Source organism: Actinoallomurus acaciae (assembly GCF_042429965.1).
Classification (GTDB): domain Bacteria; phylum Actinomycetota; class Actinomycetes; order Streptosporangiales; family Streptosporangiaceae; genus Actinoallomurus; species Actinoallomurus acaciae.
The window spans coordinates 1-2,991 of the sequence record NZ_JBHLZP010000765.1 but is presented as its reverse complement, the minus strand read 5'-3'; the positions used below and the strand labels follow the sequence as shown (position 1 = coordinate 2,991).

Annotated in this window: 3 protein-coding genes and 1 pseudogene; 3 read left to right on the top strand and 1 reads right to left on the bottom strand. The window is 73.4% G+C overall.

The annotated features are described in order from the left end of the window. A pseudogene (locus ACFFNX_RS46610) lies at window positions 1–568 on the bottom strand (hypothetical protein); the annotation flags it as partial. Here ACFFNX_RS46610 and ACFFNX_RS46605 point away from each other — a divergent pair. The 3 genes from ACFFNX_RS46605 to ACFFNX_RS46595 all read left to right on the top strand — a co-directional run. Then, window positions 567–1,376 carry an SAM-dependent methyltransferase gene (locus ACFFNX_RS46605; RefSeq protein ID WP_378212792.1) on the top strand — a complete coding sequence of 270 codons (810 nt, stop codon included), beginning with the start codon at window positions 567–569 and terminating at the stop codon, window positions 1,374–1,376. The pseudogene ACFFNX_RS46610 and the gene ACFFNX_RS46605 sit on opposite strands and share 2 nt — an antisense overlap. A gap of 88 nt (window positions 1,377–1,464) precedes the next feature. Continuing rightward, complete coding sequence (locus tag ACFFNX_RS46600; protein WP_378212790.1) at window positions 1,465–2,466, top strand: NADP-dependent oxidoreductase; 1,002 nt, start codon at window positions 1,465–1,467, stop codon at window positions 2,464–2,466. Window positions 2,467–2,501: 35 nt separating this feature from the next. Continuing rightward, window positions 2,502–2,991: LysR family transcriptional regulator (locus ACFFNX_RS46595; RefSeq protein ID WP_378212789.1), on the top strand; the 490-nt coding region annotated here is incomplete at its 3' end.

Here is a 2,991-nt window from a genome sequence, read left to right as displayed (position 1 = left end):
CGGGGCGGCGCGCGACGAGCTCGCTGTTGAGGGCGCCGAGCGGGCGCTCGGCGCCCGCCCGCGTGACCGCGCTCTGGATGGCGAGATCGGCGAGCCGGGCGATCCCGTCGTCGCCGACGGCCGCGACCGTCGAGGGCAGCGCGGTGCCCTTGCGCGCCGCGCCGCCCTGGATCTCCGGCCCCTCGGCGGCGTTGGTCTCGGTGATGTCGAAGTAGTCCCCGTTGACGGCGGCGACCGCCCGCTGGGCGTCGGCCGCCTGGGACAGGGGCCGGGCCTCGCTCACCTTGCCCGTGACCAGGTCGACGCCGACCGCCCGGTCGCGCAGGTCCGCGTTCAGGACGTGGACGCGGGTCCAGCCGGTACGGCCGAACGTGTCGAAGGTGGTCCGGACGATGCCGGGTGCGACCGGCTGGTCCACCCGATCGGCCTCGACCGACTCCCCGGGAACGGTGGTCCGGTACGCGGGGTGCGTGGGGACGGGACGCGCCTGGGCGACGGGTATCGCGCCGGCGAAGGCGGCGAGGGTGAGACCGCCGACGGCGACGGCGGTACAGTACGCTCCCCGCATGCCCGACGAACGTTCCACGACCCCGGATCTGCGGACCGATCGACCGACTCCGGCTCGGATGTACGACTATTACCTCGGCGGCAAGGACAATTTCGCCGTCGACCGGGACGCGGCCGAACAAGTGCTCAGCGCAGCCCCCGAGGTGCGGATCCTCGCGCGGGAGAACCGGGCGTTCCTCGGCCGGGCGGTGCGGTACCTCGCCGCCGAGGCGGGCATCCGCCAGTTCATCGACATCGGCACCGGGCTGCCGACCCAGGGCAACGTGCACGAGGTCGCCCAGGCCGTCGACCCGTCCACACGCGTGGTCTACGTCGACAACGACCCGATCGTGCGCGCCCACGCGCACGCGCTGCTGCCCGCCGACGGCACCACGGCGGTCATCGAGGCGGACATGCGCGACCCGGGCCCGATCCTGGACCATCCGGACCTGCACCGGCTGATCGACTTCGACGAGCCGGTCGCCGTGCTGTTCATGTCGGTGCTGCACTTCATCGCCGACGAGGAGGACCCGTACGGCCTGGTGGCGGCCTTCCGCGACCGTTCCGTGCCCGGTAGCCACCTCGCCCTGTCCCACATCACCTCGCCGGAGCAGAACACCGACGGCGCCACGGCCGCCGCGGACGTGTACAAGGCCCGCGCGACCTCCCCGGCCGTCCTGCGCACGCCGAAGGAGATCGGTTCCCTGTTCGACGGGTACGAGCTGGTCGATCCCGGCCTGGTCTTCCTGCCGCAGTGGCGCCCGGACACGCCGGCCGCCGCCGCGAACGCGGACTCGGTCTGGATGCTCTGCGCCGTCGGCCGCCGGTAGGCGGCCCCACCCCGGCGCGGTGGCCGCCCGGCCGACGGCTAGCGTGGCGGACAGACCACTCGGTGACGCCACGCGAGGAGCAGAGACGGTGAAGACGCGCGAGGTCCATCTCACGGCACGCCCCCGGGGCTGGCCGACGGCCGACGACTTCGCTCTCGTCGAGGTCGAACGGCCCTCGCCGGGCGACGGCGAGGTGCTCGTCCGCAACCTGTTCATGTCGGTCGACCCGTACATGCGCGGCCGGATGAACGACGTCAAGTCCTACGTGCCGCCGTTCCGGCTGGGCGAGGTGATGACCGGCCGTGCCATCGGCGAGGTCGTCGAGTCCCGCTCCCCCGACCTGGCGGAGGGCGACGTCGTCCTGCACGAGCTGGGCTGGCGCGAGCACGCGTGGGGCCCGGCGAAGCGGTTCCGGCCGCTGACCCCGATCGAGGGCGTCCCGCTGTCGGCGTACCTGGGCGCGCTCGGCATGCCCGCCCTGACGGCGTACGTCGGGCTGCTGGACATCGCCGAGATGAAGGAGGGCGACACCGTCTTCGTCTCCGGCGCCGCGGGCGCGGTCGGTTCGATGGCCGGGCAGATCGCCCGGCTCAAGGGCGCCCGGCGCGTGATCGGCAGCGCCGGCTCGGATGAGAAGGTCGCCTACGTCACCGGCCGTCTCGGCTTCGACACCGCGTTCAACTACCGGTCCGGCCCGGTGCACCGGCTGCTCGCCGACAGCGCCCCCGACGGCGTCGACGTCTACTTCGACAACGTCGGCGGCGACCACCTGGAGGCCGCGATCGGCGCGTTCAACCGGGGCGGCCGGGCCGCGCTGTGCGGCGCGATCTCGGTGTACAACGCCACCGAGCCGCCTCCCGGCCCGCGCAACCTCGCCCTGCTCGTGGGCAAGCGGGCCACCCTCAAGGGGTTCATCGTCACCGACTGGGGCGACCGGTACGACGACTTCGTCCGCGACGTCGGCGGCTGGATCCGCGACGGGAAGATCACCTTCGAGGAGACCGTCTTCGACGGTGTCGACCACGCCGTCGAGGCGTTCCTGGCCATGCTGCGGGGCGAGAACCTCGGCAAGATGATCGTCCGGCTGTAGGCCCTGGTCCGTACGCGCCGAGCGAGTCCGGGGTCATGGAGCTTCGTCAACTGAGGTACTTCGTCACGGTGGCGGAGGAGCTGCACTTCGGACGCGCGGCCGAGCGGCTGACGATCGTGCAGTCCGCGGTCAGCCAGCAGATCCGCCGCCTCGAACGGGAGCTGGGCGTCGAGCTGTTCGACCGATCGCCCCGGCGGGTGCGGCTGACCGAGGCCGGGGCCGCGTTCCTGCCCGAGGCCCGCGCGGTGCTGGCGGCCGAGTGGCGCGCGCTGGCCACGGTCGGCGACTTCGTCGCCGCACGCGGGACCGTCCTGCGCATCGGCACGAGCGCCGGCATGGGCGAGCGGCTGGAACGGGTGCTGGAGGCGCTGGAACGGCAGGCGCCCGGCACACGGGTGGAGCTGGCGTCCGCGCCACCGGAAGAGCGGCTGCGACGCGTCGCCGACGCCCGGTGGGACGCGGCCTTCGTCCGCGGGTCGGTGGCGGCGCCCGAAGGCGTGCGACGGATCCCGGTGTGGCGGGACG

Coding starts and splice junctions, on each gene's coding strand:
- ACFFNX_RS46605 (WP_378212792.1), top strand. CDS start 567: ATGCCCGACGAACGTTCCACGACCCCGGATCTGCGGACCGATCGACCG.